This is a genomic window from Vibrio sp. 10N.222.51.C5, assembly GCF_041474575.1.
Classification (GTDB): Bacteria; Pseudomonadota; Gammaproteobacteria; order Enterobacterales; family Vibrionaceae; genus Vibrio; species Vibrio crassostreae_C.
Genome location: NZ_JBFRUJ010000067.1, coordinates 1 through 536, shown reverse-complemented (window position 1 = coordinate 536; position 536 = coordinate 1). Strand labels below are relative to the sequence as shown.

At 43.3% G+C, this 536-nt stretch carries 1 protein-coding gene; it reads left to right on the top strand.

Annotated elements, in window-relative coordinates:
* On the top strand, positions 1–384 hold a 384-nt coding region (locus tag AB4558_RS19775; protein ID WP_372072694.1), incomplete at its 5' end, for a transposase.
* Between the last annotated feature and the right edge of the window lie 152 nt (positions 385–536).

Genomic DNA, 536 nt, shown 5'->3' with positions numbered 1-536 from the left:
TCTCGTACACAAATTGCAAAATCTCTCAAAGTCAGTCGAACCAGTGTCAATAAATGGGTTCGGATTTTTTTTGAAGAAGGCCTAGAAGGACTTCAAGAAAAACCTCGGACTGGTAGGCCTGCATACCTCACCGATGAGCAGCGGGCTCAACTCAGTGCCTTCATAAAAAAAGAAGCTGAATCACCTTCTGGTGGCCGCCTTGTTGGAAGCGATATACATGACTACATCGTTAAACACTTTGACAAGCACTACCACCCTAATTCCATCTATTATCTCCTCGACCACATGGGTTTTTCTTGGATAACTTCTCGTTCCAAACACCCTAAACAATCACAGCAAATACAAGACGATTTTAAAAAAATTCCAAATCGAAACGATCCTTAAGATCCCCGGCCATATTGGGCTAGAGAGTGTTGATGTCTGGTTTCAAGACGAAGCTAGGTTTGGTCAGCAGAACACAACAACACGTCTTTGGGCTACTCGTGGAACGAGACCTCGCGTAGTAAAACAGCAGCAATTTGAATACGCTTATTTGT